The organism is Paenibacillus sp. 1A_MP2 (assembly GCF_052244825.1).
GTDB classification, from domain to species: domain Bacteria; phylum Bacillota; class Bacilli; order Paenibacillales; family Paenibacillaceae; genus Paenibacillus; species Paenibacillus vandeheii.
Map to the genome: position 1 here is coordinate 3,071,412 of NZ_JBQQCS010000001.1, position 15,510 is coordinate 3,086,921.

At 46.9% G+C, this 15,510-nt stretch carries 17 protein-coding genes and 1 pseudogene; 14 read left to right on the forward strand and 4 right to left on the reverse strand.

Features of this window, described 5'->3' with window-relative positions; genetic code table 11:
- Window positions 1-212 precede the first annotated feature (212 nt).
- From ACTWJ7_RS15115 to ACTWJ7_RS15180, 14 genes and pseudogenes are all read left to right on the forward strand, one after another.
- Window positions 213-866: a redox-sensing transcriptional repressor Rex gene (locus tag ACTWJ7_RS15115; protein ID WP_053780717.1), complete on the forward strand. Its 654-nt coding sequence runs from the start codon at window positions 213-215 to the stop codon at window positions 864-866.
- On the forward strand, window positions 853-2,157 hold the full coding sequence (locus tag ACTWJ7_RS15120) for an amidohydrolase (protein WP_285080483.1): 1,305 nt from the start codon (window positions 853-855) through the stop codon (window positions 2,155-2,157). Before ACTWJ7_RS15115 ends, ACTWJ7_RS15120 begins: the two co-directional genes overlap by 14 nt.
- Entirely contained in the window at window positions 2,117-2,728 is a 612-nt protein-coding gene (locus tag ACTWJ7_RS15125) for a cell wall elongation regulator TseB-like domain-containing protein (RefSeq protein WP_443145583.1), read from the forward strand. The genes ACTWJ7_RS15120 and ACTWJ7_RS15125 overlap by 41 nt, the downstream gene beginning before the upstream one ends.
- A gap of 303 nt (window positions 2,729-3,031) precedes the next feature.
- Window positions 3,032-3,559: a hypothetical protein gene (locus tag ACTWJ7_RS15130; protein WP_079349389.1), complete on the forward strand. Its 528-nt coding sequence runs from the start codon at window positions 3,032-3,034 to the stop codon at window positions 3,557-3,559.
- Window positions 3,552-5,053, forward strand: a pseudogene (locus ACTWJ7_RS15135) (AAA family ATPase). Before ACTWJ7_RS15130 ends, ACTWJ7_RS15135 begins: the two are co-directional and overlap by 8 nt.
- A 132-nt stretch (window positions 5,054-5,185) precedes the next feature.
- A complete protein-coding gene (locus tag ACTWJ7_RS15140) occupies window positions 5,186-6,058 on the forward strand; it encodes a 3-hydroxyacyl-CoA dehydrogenase family protein (RefSeq protein ID WP_024630618.1) in 873 nt (290 codons plus the stop codon).
- Window positions 6,055-7,260, forward strand: coding sequence for an acetate/propionate family kinase (locus ACTWJ7_RS15145; protein ID WP_079349388.1), 1,206 nt, complete (start codon window positions 6,055-6,057; stop codon window positions 7,258-7,260). The genes ACTWJ7_RS15140 and ACTWJ7_RS15145 overlap by 4 nt, the downstream gene beginning before the upstream one ends.
- A gap of 102 nt (window positions 7,261-7,362) precedes the next feature.
- Window positions 7,363-8,658 carry an asparagine--tRNA ligase gene (gene asnS / locus ACTWJ7_RS15150; protein WP_053780723.1) on the forward strand — a complete coding sequence of 432 codons (1,296 nt, stop codon included), beginning with the start codon at window positions 7,363-7,365 and terminating at the stop codon, window positions 8,656-8,658.
- A gap of 17 nt (window positions 8,659-8,675) precedes the next feature.
- Window positions 8,676-9,380 carry a DnaD domain-containing protein gene (locus ACTWJ7_RS15155; RefSeq protein ID WP_079349386.1) on the forward strand — a complete coding sequence of 235 codons (705 nt, stop codon included), beginning with the start codon at window positions 8,676-8,678 and terminating at the stop codon, window positions 9,378-9,380.
- A 280-nt stretch (window positions 9,381-9,660) separates the two neighbouring features.
- Window positions 9,661-10,164, forward strand: coding sequence for an RNA polymerase sigma factor (locus tag ACTWJ7_RS15160; protein WP_301877512.1), 504 nt, complete (start codon window positions 9,661-9,663; stop codon window positions 10,162-10,164).
- On the forward strand, window positions 10,154-10,606 hold the full coding sequence (locus ACTWJ7_RS15165) for a hypothetical protein (protein WP_301877511.1): 453 nt from the start codon (window positions 10,154-10,156) through the stop codon (window positions 10,604-10,606). Before ACTWJ7_RS15160 ends, ACTWJ7_RS15165 begins: the two co-directional genes overlap by 11 nt.
- A gap of 37 nt (window positions 10,607-10,643) precedes the next feature.
- The gene (locus tag ACTWJ7_RS15170) at window positions 10,644-11,093 is read left to right on the forward strand and encodes a hypothetical protein (RefSeq protein WP_443145584.1); all 450 of its coding nucleotides are present in this window, start codon (window positions 10,644-10,646) and stop codon (window positions 11,091-11,093) included.
- 25 nt (window positions 11,094-11,118) lie between these two features.
- A complete protein-coding gene (locus ACTWJ7_RS15175) occupies window positions 11,119-11,484 on the forward strand; it encodes a hypothetical protein (protein ID WP_443145585.1) in 366 nt (121 codons plus the stop codon).
- Window positions 11,481-11,936 carry a hypothetical protein gene (locus tag ACTWJ7_RS15180; RefSeq protein ID WP_443145586.1) on the forward strand — a complete coding sequence of 152 codons (456 nt, stop codon included), beginning with the start codon at window positions 11,481-11,483 and terminating at the stop codon, window positions 11,934-11,936. Before ACTWJ7_RS15175 ends, ACTWJ7_RS15180 begins: the two co-directional genes overlap by 4 nt.
- A gap of 134 nt (window positions 11,937-12,070) precedes the next feature.
- Here ACTWJ7_RS15180 and ACTWJ7_RS15185 read toward each other — a convergent pair whose 3' ends face one another.
- From ACTWJ7_RS15185 to proC, 4 genes are read right to left on the reverse strand one after another with little or no spacing between them, the layout of a single operon-like run.
- Window positions 12,071-12,724 (reverse strand): methylthioribulose 1-phosphate dehydratase, encoded by a 654-nt coding sequence (locus ACTWJ7_RS15185; protein WP_301877509.1) that lies wholly within the window; start codon window positions 12,722-12,724, stop codon window positions 12,071-12,073.
- 2 nt (window positions 12,725-12,726) lie between these two features.
- Window positions 12,727-13,404 carry a 2-hydroxy-3-keto-5-methylthiopentenyl-1-phosphate phosphatase gene (locus ACTWJ7_RS15190; RefSeq protein ID WP_301877506.1) on the reverse strand — a complete coding sequence of 226 codons (678 nt, stop codon included), beginning with the start codon at window positions 13,402-13,404 and terminating at the stop codon, window positions 12,727-12,729.
- On the reverse strand, window positions 13,401-14,624 hold the full coding sequence (locus tag ACTWJ7_RS15195; RefSeq protein ID WP_301877505.1) for a 2,3-diketo-5-methylthiopentyl-1-phosphate enolase: 1,224 nt from the start codon (window positions 14,622-14,624) through the stop codon (window positions 13,401-13,403). Before ACTWJ7_RS15195 ends, ACTWJ7_RS15190 begins: the two co-directional genes overlap by 4 nt.
- Window positions 14,621-15,481, reverse strand: coding sequence for a pyrroline-5-carboxylate reductase (proC, locus tag ACTWJ7_RS15200; RefSeq protein ID WP_301877502.1), 861 nt, complete (start codon window positions 15,479-15,481; stop codon window positions 14,621-14,623). Before proC ends, ACTWJ7_RS15195 begins: the two co-directional genes overlap by 4 nt.
- Window positions 15,482-15,510: the final 29 nt, after the last annotated feature.

Consider the following 15,510-nt stretch of genomic DNA (forward strand, 5'->3'; position numbering starts at 1 on the left):
GAAGCCACTATTTGGCGGTAAAATTGAGCAATATCATTCATTCGTTTCATGAATAGTGAGTAAAGCGATTAAAGAAGTAATTTAAGCAATTATCCATTATATAACAAAGAGCATCCTGTTTAATTCAGTCATCTTTTTGCATCGTTTTAGACAGGGTGCTCATTCTTTTCATCTATCTATCTATCGTGGCCTTGGTAAGGGGGAGCAATTGAATGAAATCAGATAAAATTTCGGAAGCCGTGGTGCGAAGATTGCCTGTTTACTTGCGTTATTTGAATGAACTGCATCAGCGCGAAGTCAATACGGTTTCTTCACAAGAACTTGGATTGAGACTGGATTTGAATCCGGCTCAGATTCGTAAAGACCTGGCTTACTTCGGTGACTTTGGTCGTAAAGGGATCGGATATGACGTTTCATATCTCATCGAGAAGATCCGCCATATTCTGAAAATAGACCAGCAGATCAATGTAGCTCTTGTCGGAGCAGGTAATTTGGGACACGCTTTGTCCAATTACAATGCCTACCTCAAAGACAACATGAAGATTGTCGCTGTATTTGATGCCTACGGTCCGAAGATTGGAAGTCAAATTAACAGTCTGACGGTGCAACCGATGAATGAATTAACGGATTCGGTCAAAAAAGATAACATTCGTATAGGGATTATCACGGTTCCGGATACGGAAGCCCAAAATGTTGCCGATCAGTTGATTGAGTCAGGAATTGAAGCGATTCTGAATTTTGCGCCAACGATCCTGAAGACCCCGCCGCATATTCGTATTCATCATGCCGATTTTACGACGGATCTGCTTAGCCTTGCTTATTATTTGGAGAATGGAAAGGACGACGAGGAAGATGACGACAAATAGATGGGTAATTCACAACGGCAAATTTGCCGTCAGTGAGGGCACGAATTGGAAAGTGGTTCAAGGTTATATGGTTGTCGAGAATGACAAGATTGTGCATATTGGTGAGACTTTGCCGGAAGGAGACGAAAGTCTGACAAAGGTGGACGGAAAAGGACTGCTCTTCTTGCCGGGTCTGATCAATACGCATGGTCACGCGGCCATGTCGCTTCTGAGAGGTCATGGAGATGATTTGGCATTACAAGTATGGTTGCAGGAGAAAATGTGGCCAATGGAAGCCAAAATGACGTCTGAAGACGTATATTGGGGCACATCACTTTCCGTACTTGAAATGTTGAAAGGTGGAACAACAGCATTCCTGGATATGTATGATCATATGGATCAGGTTGCAAAAGTGGTGGAACAATCCGGCGTTCGGGCTGCTCTGGCACGTGGGGTAATCGGACTTTGCTCAGCGGAAGAACAACAGCGCAAGCTGGAAGAATCCGCAGCATTTGCCCGTCAATGGAATGGACAAGCAGACGGAAGAATTACAACCGTAATTTCTCCACACGCACCTTACACTTGTCCTCCAGATTACATAGAGAAGCTGGTACAGGTTGCTCATGACCTGAATCTGCCTTTGCATACGCATATGTCTGAAACGCTTCGTGAAGTGGAACAGAACGTGGCTGATTACGGTCAACGTCCGGTTGCACATCTGGAGAAGCTAGGATTTTTCTCCCGTCCATCTCTGGTTGCACATGCGGTACATCTGAATGATGAAGAGATCGAAATTCTTGCATCACATGATGTAGCAGTTTCCCACAATCCAGGCAGTAACCTGAAATTGGCTTCGGGTGTTGCACGAGTACCTGATCTGCTGAAAGCAGGGGTGACCGTGTCCCTCGGAACAGATGGACCAGCAAGTAACAATAACCTCGATATGTTTGAAGAGATGAGACTTGCTGCTTTGATTCACAAAGGTGTGTCCGGTGACCCTACCGCAGTGCCAGCAGGGGAAGCACTTCTGCTTGGAACTTCGTATGGTGCCAAATCCATATTCCTGAACAATACAGGAGCACTGCAAACAGGCATGAAGGCTGACTTCATCGCCTTGAATATTGAACAGGCCCATTTCTATCCGCATACGGATCTGATTTCCCATACCATATACTCCGCATCAGCCAAAGATGTAGAGCATGTGTGGGTGGATGGTAAACAAGTGGTTAAACATGGCGAATGTCTTACGATGGATGAAGAGCGTATTTTGCGTGAGTCTCAACTGGCATTTGACGGTCTGCTTGCCCGTTAATTCCAAGGACAGCATCGTCATAGGGAAAGGAAGTTCGGCTTTTGAAGAAAAAAAGAAGTGGATATGGATTTCGCTGCTGCTCCTGGTTCTGATTCTGTTTGGACTTCAGCGTTATTATGTCTATGTTACTCAGGATCAGCGCAAGGAAGAGGCGTTGGCCATACAGGCGGCCCAGGAACAGGTCGGTATTACGTCACACGAAGACCTGCGTAAGTATGTCTGGGGGCAAAAAGACGGCGGAGACAACATATACTGGACCCTGATCGGTAAAAATAAGGATAACCAGGATGTATTGGTGTGGATCAAGTTTGATGAAAATAACAAGCCTGTGACAGGGACCAATGCGGTGCACAGTGAACTGCTGAAGAACGGCATGTCTGAAGCACAGATTCGAAATCGGTTCAGCTCTGAAGTTCCAGGCGGGGAGATCAAACGAATCATGCCAGGTGTTGTGAATGGAATCTATGTATGGCAAGTGTATTATAACGATGCTACTCACAATTATTATAGGTTTTACCGCTTTAGTAACGGGGAACAGGTTGACCTGGTCTATACGATTCCGAATAGCTAGAATCAGCAGACGTACTATTTTCTAAAAAGAATACAGTAAAGAACCGGCAGACGGAAACCCGACTGGACCGGTTCTTTGACGTGTTTTCTTGATCATTTTGGATTTGAATAGTTAAAATTAATAATTTATTCATATTTTCGCCTTAGATATTGTATATACGATGTGATATACTCAAATATGTATTCAAGGATACATCATACACAAATAAATCCTGTTAGACACATCACAGGACTTTACGTACACATATTCATATTCTTGCCTACAAGCTATAGAATGGGCCAAATTATAGGAGGGGTGACTCACTTGAAGATAAAAGTATTGCCTATTGCTCTGACTGCCGTCATTTCAGCCGTTGTGTTGTTTGGAGGTTGGTTTGTGTATCGTCATGTGGCTGTGCAAAGCCCAATTGAAAAGATGGTTACCCAGTACGATGGAGTCAATGATGTACAATTAACTATTAACCACAATGATGTACAGTTGAAACTCGATCTGCAGCCGGATGTTGATTTGGGCAGGTTGGTACAATATATTCACAAAGAAGGACAAACCCTGATTGGCACTCGTTCGTTGAAGCTGGATGTCGTGGATCATTCCAACGAAGCGCTGGAAAGCTGGTGGGGTAGCGCCATGTTTACCGTAGCTCAGGCTATGGAGAGCAAACAATACACCGAGATTACACCGACCTTGTCTAAAATGGCTACGAATGGGATCAAGGTAAACACAGCCATGGATGACAATAATGTATATGTCAGCCTCAGAGATGGAGATGCCAGCAAGTTTATTATTCTACCGCGTGTGCCCGGTCAGATAGGAGTGTGGCCAAATGCCTAAATGGACGAAAGAAATTGCCATTGGATTTGTACCCGTATTAATTATCTTTCTCGCTTTTATCGGTGTAAACATGATTCCCATTCTGATCGCTGCAATGATTGTGGGAGCTTTGCTGCTCATGATGCAAATGCGTGGTGGAATTACGGTGGGTGCGGGTCAGGAACGCAAACGCAAGAAAAAAGGACCGTCCAAGCTGACTTTTGAAGAAATTGGCGGTCAGGAGAGTGCGAAGCAGGAGCTGAGGGAAGCGCTTGATTTTCTCATTCGACATGAGGAAATTCAGAAGTTTGGTATTCGTCCTTTGAAAGGGATTTTGCTCACAGGTCCTCCTGGAACAGGCAAAACCTTGATGGCCAAAGCTGCTGCTCATTATACCGACTCTGTTTTTGTAGCTGCTTCAGGCAGTGAGTTTGTTGAAATGTATGTCGGTGTGGGTGCCGGCAGAATACGGGATTTGTTTCGGGATGCGAGAACTCGTGCTGCAAAAGAAAATAAAGAAAATGCCATTATATTTATCGATGAAATTGATGTGATCGGTGGAAAACGGGAAGGTGGACAACAGCGTGAATATGATCAGACGCTGAATCAGCTGTTGACGGAAATGGATGGCATCTACTCTTCCGAAACACCGCGAACACTCGTGATCGCCGCTACAAACCGAAAAGAAATGCTGGATAGCGCACTGACGCGTCCAGGACGTTTTGACCGTCATATTCAGGTGGACTTGCCGGATAAAAAAGGCAGAAAACACATATTGGAGCTGCATGCAGTCAATAAGCCTCTTTTGGAAGGGGTAAATCTTGAGAAGACAGCCGAAGAATCCTATGGCTTCTCTGGAGCACAGCTGGAAAGTGTGATGAACGAAGCTGCAATTTATGCGATGAGAGACGGGCTGCTCAACATTGAACAGCGTCATCTGTCCCTTGCGATTGATAAAGTAATGATGGGTGAGAAGACGGACCGCGAATCCAGCGTGGAAGAGAAAAAAGAGTGGCTATTCATGAATTGGGACATGCCATTATGGCTGAACTGGTTCGTCCTGGCAGTGTGAGTCAGGTTGCACTCAGTCCGCGTGGACAGGCCCTGGGATATGTACGTCATAACCCGCAGCAAGAACAATTTCTGTACACAAAGCGTTTCCTGGAAGAGCAGATCATGATTGCCCTCGGTGGTGCGGCAGCAGAGGAAATGTATTACGGTGGACGCAGTACAGGATCACGTAATGACTTTGAACAAGCAACGAATGTGGTACAGACGATGATGGCTTCCGGACTTACTTCGTTGGGTATTGTTAATATGGATATGGTAACGACGGAAGAGTTGATGCGGGAGAACAAATTGATCCTGCAAGACCTGATGGAACAGACCAAACGATTGCTTGAAGAACAGCGGACAATATTCGACAATTCCCTCGACACGCTGCTCAGGGAAGAAGTATTGTCTGGCGATCAATTTCGTTGTCAATTTCGTGACAGCGCCCTTCTACCGGCATAATTTATTTATGTCGGTTATTTTTTTTACATTTCACTCGTGCTAAGATATTATTATATGTTGGGTCGAAATTTGTAATTTTCGGCGAACAGGGTACAATAGAGAAATAGAGAACCGAAAGGATGGAGCAGAACCATGTTTTTCAAAAAGATAGGAGTTGTCGGCGGCGGCACGATGGGACAAGGTATTTCCCAGATGCTTGCAGCCAAAGGACTTGATGTGCTTCTGGTGGAGCATACGACGGAGAAGCTGGATCATGCATATAACATGATTGAGACCAATCTTGACAAACAACTGGAGAAATGGGCTATTACGAAAGCGGAGAAGAAATTGATTCTCTCCCGTATTACCAAAGTTGCTCATTTGGCTGAACTCGGATCTTGCGATATGGTTATTGAGACCATTTCCGAAGATCTGGACGCGAAAAAAGCGGTATTTAGTCAACTCGACCAAGTTTGCCCAAGCAACGTTATTCTTGCAAGTAATACATCCACGCTGAGTTTGACTGAGCTTGCAAGCTCGACCAAATTCCCAGAGCGTGTTATTGGTATGCACTTTATTCACCCGGTTTCCCGGGTTGATCTTGTAGAGATTATTCGTGGTCTGAAAACCTCAGATTCCACATTTGAAGAAACTAGACGTTTTGTGGAAGAAGTAGCAGACAAAAAAGGCGTTATGATCTATGAATCGCCTGGATTTGTTACGTCCAGACTGATCTGTCTTTTGATTAACGAAGCACTGCATGTATTGCAGGAAGGTGTCGCTTCCGCTGAAGATATTGATGACGCTATGCGTATCGGATATAACTTCCAGCACGGACCACTTGAGATGGCAGACCGTTTCGGACTGGATTCGGTAGAAGCTGCACTCGAAAGAATGTTCCGTGAATTCGGTGAGTTGAAATATCGTCCTTCCACGGTCCTGAAAAAAATGGTGCGTGCAGGACACCTGGGTGTCAAAACAGGCGAAGGATTCTTCAAGTACGACAAGGATGGTGACCGGCTGTGAAAGTACTCGTAATTAATGCGGGAAGTTCCTCGCTCAAATATCAATTGTATAACATGACGGATGAATCCGTATTGGCAAAAGGTCTGGTAGAACGGATCGGGATGGATTCTTCCATTCTGACACACAAACCAACGGGCCGTGAGGATGTTACCGAAGTTAGCGAAATTTTGGAACATACAACAGCGATTCGTAAAGTTATTGACATCCTGACAGACAAAGAAAACGGTGTGCTCGGTTCTGTGGATGAAATCCAGGCTGTTGGACATCGTGTGGTTCATGGTGGTGAAGCATTTAAGGAATCGGCCTTGGTCGATACTGCTTCCAAAGCAGAAATCCGCCGCCTTTTCGATCTGGCTCCACTGCATAACCCTGCAGCAATGATGGGTATTCGTGCGGCTGAAGCGAATATGCCGGGCGTACCACAGGTCATGGTCTTTGATACGGCTTTCCATCAAACGATGCCGGAAAAAGCATATCTGTATGCCATTCCACGTGTGCTTTACAAAAAGTATAAGGTTCGTCGCTATGGCGCACATGGTACTTCCCATGATTACGTAAGCAAGGCAGCAGCTGAATACCTGGATCGTCCATTGGAAGATCTGAAGATCATCACATGCCACGTCGGTAATGGTGGTAGCGTAACTGCTGTGCAGGGCGGCGTATCCGTAGATACTTCCATGGGGATGACTCCACTCGAAGGATTGATGATGGGAACACGTAGTGGTGACCTTGATCCGGCAATTGTACCTTATGTTATGAACAAGGAAGAACTAAGCGTGAGCGAAGTAAACTCCATGTTGAACAAACATAGCGGACTTCTTGCAATCTCCGGCATCAGCAGCGACATGCGTGAAATCACGGAGGGTATGGAGGCTGGCGATGCCAACTCCACGCTTGCATTCGAGATGTATGAATACCGTCTGCGTAAATACATCGGTTCTTATGCAGCAGCAATGAACGGTGTAGACGTGATTGTATTTACGGCTGGTGTAGGTGAAAATTCCGTTGTTCTTCGCCAAAAAGTATGTGAGCAGCTCACGTACCTGGGCGTTGAACTGGATGAAGCGCTGAATGCGATTCGCTCGGGAGAACCACGTCGTATCACAACCGCGAATTCCAAAGTGGACGTTCTCGTCGTTCCTACGAACGAAGAATTGGTAATTGCAAGAGATACACATCGAATCGTATTGAATTCTCTGTAATCTAATTGTAAAGTGAATATAGCATGACAAGGAAGTGCAGGGGACAGGCATATGCCTGCCCGCTGCATTTTCAAATTCAGGATTCCAAGGAGAGATATGTGCATGAGTACGGATTGTGTAATTCGTAATGTGAGTGAGCATGTGGGCGAGACGGTTAAGATCGGCGCCTGGATTAACAACAAACGTTCCAGCGGCAAAATTCAATTTTTGCAACTGCGTGATGGAACCGGATATATTCAAGGGGTAGTGGTTAAGAGTGAAGTCAGCGAAGATATCTGGAATGCTGCCAAGAGCCTGACTCAAGAAAGTTCATTGTATGTTACAGGTATTATCCGCGAAGAGCCACGCAGTGCATCTGGTTATGAGATGACGGTTACTGGCGTGGAAATTATCCATCTGACTGAAAATTATCCAATTACTCCGAAAGAGCATGGGGTAGACTTCCTGATGGATCATCGCCATCTATGGCTGCGTTCGACGAAACAACGTGCGATTATGGTTATTCGTGCGGAGATTATCCGCGCTGTTCAGCAGTTCTTTGATGGTAACGGATTCACACAGGTTGATCCTCCGATTCTTACCCCTTCATCTGCTGAAGGAACAACGAACTTGTTCCACATCAAATACTTTGATGAAGATGCTTACCTGACACAAAGTGGACAGCTCTATATGGAAGCTGCGGCGATGGCACTGGGTAAAGTGTATTCCTTCGGCCCTACATTCCGTGCTGAGAAATCCAAAACACGTCGTCACCTGATCGAGTTCTGGATGATTGAGCCGGAGATGGCTTTTGTGGATCACGAGGAGAGCCTGCGGGTGCAAGAGAAGTTTATTGCTCACGTCGTTCAAACGGTTCTGAAAAACTGCCGTGCTGAACTGGAGTCCATCGGACGTGATGTATCCAAGCTTGAGAACATTGTTGCTCCGTTCCCGCGCATTACGTATGATGAAGCGATTGAGTTCCTGAATGGACAAGGCTTCGATATTCCTTGGGGAGAAGACTTCGGTGCTCCGCATGAAACGGCAATTGCCGAGAAATATGATACACCGGTCTTTATCACACATTATCCGGCTGGAATCAAGGCGTTTTACATGAAACCTGATCCAAATCGTCCTGAAGTGGTCCTCTGTGCAGACATGATCGCACCAGAAGGATACGGAGAGATCATTGGTGGTTCCCAGCGTATCGATGATCCGGAACTGATGCAGCAGCGCTTTGATGAGCATCAATTGTCGGAAGAGGCATATCAGTGGTATCTGGACTTGCGTAAATATGGATCGGTTCCTCACTCCGGCTTCGGTCTGGGATTGGAGCGGACGGTAGCATGGATCTGTGGATTGGATCACGTACGTGAGACAATTGCATTCCCACGTATGCTCTATCGTCTGTACCCTTAATGCTTAACCGTGAGTCCATGGAAGAAACCGGCTCCAAAGCCTGGTTGAATGGAGTAGCTTACGGTATGGCATCAGGGACAGCGCAGCTCCCATATGCTTTATTGCGCTATTATCATCAGCTGGGGTTAAGTGACGCAGAGGTGCTTCTGCTGATTCAATTGTTTGGATTCCGGCAAGTCGAATTCAATGAGTTTCCAACGCTTGAAGAGCTTGCTACCCGTATGGGTCTTGCGCCTGAAGGCATCGCCAGAATGCTGCAACGTCTCATGAGAGACGGGTACATTCACATTGACGAGCATCGGGATGAAGAGCGTGACATTCAATATGAACGTTATGATCTGCATGGATTATATGCCAAGCTGGCAGGATGTACAGCAGAGGATATGGCCGTTGCGCGTAAGCAGCAGCTGGACAGTAATGCATTGCGCCCGGATTCGAACAGTGTTCAAAAAGAAGAGGAAGAACGAAACATGTTCTCTATTTTTGAAAAAGAATTTGGCCGCCCGCTTTCCCCGATGGAATGCGAGACTATATCCAGCTGGTTGGATCAGGATCGCTATCAGGAGGAACTGATTCTCATGGCATTGAAGGAAGCGGTGTTTGCTGGTAAAGTCCATTTCCGGTATATCGACCGAATTCTGCTTGAATGGAGCCGTAACCGCGTGAAGAATGTGCAGGACGCCAAGGCATATACGCTGCGGTTTCGTAACGGAGGACGTTAACACCAATGTTAGATTAGACAACAACTTCATTCAGAATAAATCAAAAACAGGCCAGAAGATATTCTGAGCCTGTTTTTTTAGATTATAGAGATGTTAATTTAGACATGTTAAATTCCCGAAGAAACTGACCTTTTCAGGCAATGCACAACCTTTTTATAAAAAATTGAATGAATACGCAGGGGTCAACAAACAAGTTGTCGTCTATTGTAGTGGAGAGGAGGGGAGAGTCATTGATGAAGCGCGCTTAATCGAACAAATCCGTCAAGGCGATACATCCCAGATGCGCTTGTTGATCGAAAAGTACAGCCAGCATGTGTACCATGTGGCCTATTCCGTATTGCGGAACGATCAGGAAGCACAGGATGCAGCGCAGGAGGCGTTCATTCAAATGGTTAAATCTCTCCCCGATTACCGATCCGAAGGTTTCAAAACGTGGTTAACCCGAATTGCTTTTCACAAAGCCATTGATGCCAAACGCAAGCTGGGCAGACGAAGCGCTGAGGATCTGGGCGGAGAAGAAAAAATAATGAACATGCCCGGTCTCGAAGAAGATGTTCTTGCCCGCCTCGTGCGTGAAGAGCGTCAGGAGAAGTTGCGCGAGCGAATCAACCAGCTGCCTGCCCAGCACAGGGACATTATTACTGCGTATTACTTAAGCGAAAAAAATTATGAGCAGATTGCCCGTGATGCACAGGTGGCAGTGAAAACCGTGGAGTCCCGTCTGTATCGTGCCCGGCAGTGGATTCGAAATCATTGGAAGGAGGATGAGTGGCGTGAGGAATAAAAGGATGTATACCGTCCAGGAATGGACTGATTATATTGAAGGCCGAATGACAGCAAACGAGGCAACTATGATGGAACAAGTGCTTATGGACGTTCCAGAAGCTATGTACAACTATCTCGAAGCACTCGGCATTCATCGGGAGTTGCCACAACTGAAGGACCCGGCAGGCTTCGCCGATTCGGTCATGAATCAAATTAAGGATATGCAACCCTCCAAGCCAAAGCGCAAATCGCGTTCAGGACGAAGCCGGCTCTGGATGGATCACAAGGTATTTCATTATGCGGTAGCGGCTTGTCTGACGTTAATCTTCCTCTCCTCGGGACTGTTTGACAAGGTAGCGCCTTATCATAAGTTCCAGGACGGTGATCACAGGGGGTCATTTACGGAAAAATGGACGGAAGCAGCCACTTCCTGGCTGGATCACTTCAAGCCTAGACCATAAATTGTTTCGCATTGCCTGAAAAGAAAGGATGACGACTGTGCAATCAGATCGTAACAAATTACTTGCATTCCTATTAAACCTGATACCGGGTCTTGGTTTTCTGTACTGGGGTCGGCCTGCCAGAGCTGTAATCTATCCATTACTCTTTTTTGGGACAGCTGTTGGTTCGTTTATGCTGGCCATGCTGGTGAGAGAAAGGGAATTAATGATTCTCGGGGCCTTGGGTGCCATATTCTTCTGGTGTGTCAGCATGCTGGATATGATTATCGTTCTGCTCCGTGCGCCATCTCCAAGTGATGCCCGCTACCATGGATATGGCGCACATTACAGTGGACCACATCGGGGGCGGCATACCAAGGAGAATACGCTGATCAGGAAGGCCACTTGGGACAGATGGAAATGGACCAAGAAGGAATACATCAGCATCAAGGCAGTGAGTATGGCATCCCCAAGGGCAGTATGGTCAACCGCTCTATCGAAAAGGTAGTGATAGCGAACGATTCTTCACGATTTTGCTTTCGTTTGTTCCAGGTCTGGGACATCTCCATCTCGGATTGTTACATCGCGGATTATCGTTCCTGATTGCGTTCTTCGGTTCATTTGCCATGATGGTTTTTGTAGCTTCCATTACGAATGAATCCGTATTTCTGATGTTCTTGCTCATTCTGCCTGTCATTTGGGTGTACTGCATGTTTGATGCAGTACAGCACGTCCATCGCAAGCAGGCAGGTGAGGTGTTGCAGGATCGGACCTTGTTCGAGGAACTGGAGATGGGCAGGGCATCGGGACGACGCAGTAAAGTGCTTGCAACGCTGTTATCAGCTTTTCCGGGTGCGGGTCATCTGTATCTGGGACTGCAAAAAGAGGCATGCAATTGATGTTCCTGTTTCTTGGCAGCATTTATATTCTGGACCTGCTTCGCTTATCGGTATTTTTGTTTATGATCCCGTTGATCTGGTTCTATAGTTTCTTTGACGGGCTCCAGTGCTCGAGTCGTTACGGCCGTGAACCGCTGACCGATCAGCCCATTTTTAAGGACTGGGCCCGTCACCAACGACTGATTGGATTCGGTATTGCAGCGTTGGGTCTGTATTATCTGGTCATCCGATTGGTCATTCCACAGCTGAATGAGATGTTCCCCAATGTATTTATGACGTACGAGATTCGTTCGTATGTGAACACCGTCATTGTGTCCTTACTGCTCATTTTTGGTGGTCTGAAGCTGTTGTTCGGCAAGCAGCGTGGGGCGAGTACGAATAGTGCGGTTCATCGGAATGAGGAGGGAGCAGACAGCCTCTTTTTATTTAAAGATCGGGATGATCGACTGTAGGATTCATTCGCAGCTGTACACAAACGGTATTGGAAAACGGGAATTTTCTATAAACTAAAAACACGCCAGGGGCTATGTAAACCAGCCTCGGCGTGTTTTTGGTTGTGCAGCCTTAATTTTGAATGGAATAATTTCTATTTCGTAGCGCCCTTTAGTAGAAGTTGACGGTACATCACTTCGAACAGGAACTCGAACGCTTCCAGATGACGTTTCGCTTCAAAAGCATCTTTACCCCACGCATAAATACCGTGATTACGCAGCAAAATCCCTGGCACATTAGTATCAAGTACATCTGGTACCAATTCAGCGATGGATGAAATATCCGCGAAGTTAGGCAGAATCGGTACACGAATCTCCGCATTTTCTTCCCAGATGTTAAAAGCTTTGATCAATTCGATTCCTTGAATCGGTACGTGTCCATCTGCTCCAAAGAACTCACTGATCAGGTTGTTAAATACGGTATGCACATGGAACACGGCGCCACAGCCGGTTAAACGATAGATTTCGCAGTGAATCAACGTTTCAGCGCTCGGCTTCAGGGTTGTGGTCTCAATGGCTTTGCCATGCTTGTCCACAAACAGAAAATCTTCCGGTGTGCGGAGAGATTTGTCTTTGCCCGAAGCTGTAACCGCAAAGTAAAATTGCTCCGGGTCGAAGTCGCCCACACGCATCGACAGGTTGCCACTTGTACCTGGGAACCAGTTACGGCTGGCAAACAGCGCTTTGATATCAGCCAGCTCTTCAAGCACCTGGCGTTTGTGTTCCAATGTAATCTTTTCAAAACCCATCTTTACAGCACTCCTTGTGTTTGCTTCTGTTTCATATCTTCCATAATATCGTAAAAGGTCATGAATGGGACATGATCTACACCGAGTTCGATACACTTATCCGTCAGGATGGAACGGGAATAGACGAGATCGGCGATTTTGGCACCTTCAAAATCAGTCAAACTGTCGCCAATAAGGATACGATTATATTGTTCTTCAGGGAATGTACGAATTACCGTCGTTTTACACATGCCGCAACCGTTCTCACAAGGAGGCTGACATGGATTAGGCCATTCAATACGGATGAATTCATCTGTGAAATCCGCCCCGTTGCAATAAATGTGATCCTTTGGAATATCAAATGGAGCAAGCAAAGGCGCGATAAAAAAGTCCATTCCGCCGCTGGTGACATTGAATTCAATGCCCTCGTCTCGAACGTATGCAAGAAATTCGCTGAACCCTTCTCGGATCCCAGCCTGTCCAAGTACAAATTCCTCAATCTCGTCTTTCTGTGAAGAAGGCAACAGTGCGAACATCGCTCCAACACCTTCACGGAGGGAAATTCGCTGTTCAATCGTATCTTTCATAATCGCTTCAATACCTTCAGGCTTAAAATGCTTCATAATCGCTACAATATTGTCCGAAAGGGTGATGGTGCCATCAAAATCACAGAAAATGACCGTTTTTTTATCACTTCTCATCGTTCGCCACCCCACAAATCCAGTGCACTTTTCAGTTCTGGATGTTCGGCAGCATACTGTGCCAGTGGAATGGAGCTCTGGGCTGCTTCAATAGCCTGTAAGAATGCCCGTCCGCCTGCCTCCGTACCCACAGGATGCCCATGAATGCCTCCGCCTGCATTAACGATGACATCGGTGCCGAAGTCTCGCAGAATAAGCGGTACAAGCCCGGGGTGTATACCTGCTGAAGGCACAGGCATGCTGGCTCTGACCGGAAGTTCAGGTGACAGCAATTGTTCTGTAATGGCCATATTCTCTTCTTTCGGCATCGTTACCGATCCGTAAGGGGAAGGGAAGAGCACCAGATCCGCTCCGGCAAGTCGCATCAGTTGTCCCAACAGGACGGATGCCGAGATACCGTAATGTGGTGAAGGATACAGTGCACCTGCAAGAGCAGGATGAGCCATAATTGGTACGTTGATGTCCGGATCACTGCTAAGTTCATGCAGCACGTCATATCCGTAAGACAATACATTGAACAACAGTGCATTGGCTCCCGCACCTATCGCGCGTTCAGCCTGTTGTTTCAGGCGTGATGTAGGTCCGGTCAAATTCGCCGCATAGAGCAGTTTTTTGCCCGTCTCCTTGCGTGCCTGTTCGGCAGCTTTCATGCAAACCTCGACTCTTTTTTCGATCGGAGTCAGCTTGTTCTCAAACAGAATTTCATCGTCCTTAATCAAATCTACTCCACCAAGGGCCTGGCGTATAAACTGTTCCCGCAGCTCCTCTGCATCCAACCCAATGACTGATTTAAAAATGCTCATCAACAGTGGACGATCGTGTACGCCCAACAGATCACGAACACCATTCAGTCCAAACTTGGGACCGGGGAATGCGCTGAGGAAGCCGTCCGAGAATCCAAGTCGGGTCAATTTGATGCGTCCATCCATTGAAATTTTGCCAAAGACCGTCACGAGCAGGGCAGGAATATCACGGCTGAAATTCACATCAGGATAACCAATGGTAATATCGGCGTAACGTTCGCCGGGGGCAATGCCCTCAGCCTCATGTATCTCTACACTGATGACTTCGCCCAAATGTTTCTGCATCGCCTCACGCTTAGCCTGAGGCAATTCGGTCCAACTGCCAACGGTCATGCCGACAGCAATGGACTCAGCCTTCTTGCGGAAGTCTGCACGATCATCATGCAGACGATATGTGGCTGTGCACATGTTATTCATTTTAAATCCCCTTCCAAAGCAGCTCCCATCTCCCGTGAGCGCTCTGCACAGCGGTTGACGGCTGCGATTACATTTTCAAAGAAATCTCCCTCGTCCAGCGTTTTTAGTGCTGCCTGGGTTGCGCCTCCGGGGGAGGTTACATCACTACGAAGTTTCATCGGCTCCATGCCGGTTTGCTGCACCATACGTGATGCACCCAGCACAGTCTGAACTGTCAGGTCACGGGATTGCTGGCTGGACAAGCCGCCACGAATACCTGCGGCAATCATGGCCTCCATCAAATAGTATACATAAGCCGGACCACTTCCGGAAATACCTGTGAGCACTTCGAGTTTATCTTCAGGCACGATAGTCACAATTCCAACAGCTTCAAACATCGTCATGACTGTACTGCGTTGTTCATCCGTAATCTCTTCAGAGAAGGCAAGTCCGGTAGCGCCAAGCCCAATTGTACTGGATGTATTCGGCATGGTGCGTGCGATCGGTTGCTTGCGCCCGAGGAGCGTCTGCATCGTACGGATCGATAATCCAGCAATAACGGAGACGATTAATTGATCCGGTGACAGGAGCGGCCCAAGTTCACGCAGCGCTGCGGCAGCATCCTTCGGTTTCATACAGAGTACAATAACTGGAGAAGCGGCGAGATGATCCAGCGATTGTGCAGCCGTTCCGGTATGTACGGCATAACGGGTACTGAGCTCCTCCTGACGTTTCTGGTTGCTGCGGTTCAGCATCGTAATATCCTGAGAACGTACGACAAAGCGGGAGATCAATCCCCGCACGATAGCTTCAGCCATCGCACCTGCTCCGTGAAAAGTAATCTTCTGTTGTAATAACGTCTGTTGTTCTTGACTCATATTTATCGTTCCTCCTATATAACTGTAGC